The sequence below is a fragment of the Candidatus Cloacimonadota bacterium genome (genome assembly GCA_034661015.1).
Taxonomy (GTDB): Bacteria; Cloacimonadota; Cloacimonadia; order JGIOTU-2; family JGIOTU-2; genus JAYEKN01.
The window spans coordinates 1-1,159 of sequence record JAYEKN010000033.1; the positions used below are offsets into that span (position 1 = coordinate 1).

General features: G+C 38.2%; 1 protein-coding gene. It reads right to left on the reverse strand.

Annotated features, from left to right (window positions below; all coding sequences use genetic code 11):
- Positions 1-414 precede the first annotated feature (414 nt).
- Positions 415-1,134, reverse strand: a complete 720-nt coding sequence (locus U9P79_01125) for a hypothetical protein (protein MEA2103231.1) — start codon at positions 1,132-1,134, stop codon at positions 415-417.
- Positions 1,135-1,159 lie beyond the last annotated feature (25 nt).

Here is a 1,159-nt window from a genome sequence, read left to right on the forward strand (position 1 = left end):
CTGCTATGGTCCAATTCTCCAAATTGATGAATGACGGATTTTTTAATTTTTTTACTTCTTGTAAAAATAAATCAAGAAGATATTTACAGTTTTTTTCTTTCATATCATAAATTATCTGGCTAACGTTGCGGATAAGCCGATGAAAAAGCCAAGAAGAACTTGGCTAAAGGCACGTTTGACAATGAACTATGCAGAATAGAAATTGCACCGGCTTTTTCAGTCGGACTTAATCCGTCTTGTTGGGCATTTTCAATTTGCAATCATCTCCCATTTCATTTTGAAAACTTCCGGGAGCCATTCAAGAGATTTCTTGAGAAAGCCCTTTATCTCGTCCCTCTTTATGCAAACAACATTATTTTCATAGTCACCTTCGTATAGGCCATTTGATTGGAATAAAAATATCTTGTAAGGATATTACGAGAAATCGCTCCTATTTAAACTGACATTTCCTGTTTTTACTTGGGTTAGAGCCTTTTCCCCAGTCTTCGGATTTACAGAAAGATATTCAAAACTCATTGAATCAGCTTTTCTGGAGTTTGGAGCCTTATACCAACCTAAGCTTTGCAAATATAGAAATACCAAATCTTCCGTTTCTTCGTCATCCAACATCATGAAAATGTTATGAAATTTGGAATTATCTACCTCATATTTTTTTTCACGAGACAACCGATTCCACAGATATTTGGAAAACTCTCTTGCTTTTTCGTCGGCAATTTCTTGAATGGTTCTGGGAGCCCTGAAACACGCGATAACTTTTCCAGGAACTTGATCTATCGCGACTTCTTGAAATTCCACCCGAAAAACATTTGCTATATCGATATCTTTTTCTATAGACTCTCCATCAACAAAATATTCCCAGCCAGATATGACCCTGGCCAGGTAATATTCTCCGGCCATATCTCTAGTCCATACTAAATCGTCTTTGCCAACCCATTTTTTGATGTAGTGGCAAACATTCAAATTGTCATGGATTCCGGAGGCTTCGCCAAAATACTCATCCCAATCAGTGGTATTCTTATTGGTTTCAGTTCTCCAGCCAACCCCAAGCAATCCGTTCTTCAGACAATATTCAAAAGTATCCTCCATGCTAGCGGAGCCACCCCCTGGACGTATGTGGATACGAAATAAATACATGTGTTACCTCCTTTCTGGTGTGCCC

What these genes read in the sequence shown, in the direction of transcription:
- U9P79_01125 (MEA2103231.1), bottom strand. Translation starts at nt 1,134, where the DNA reads ATGTATTTATTTCGTATCCACATACGTCCAGGGGGTGGCTCCGCTAGC.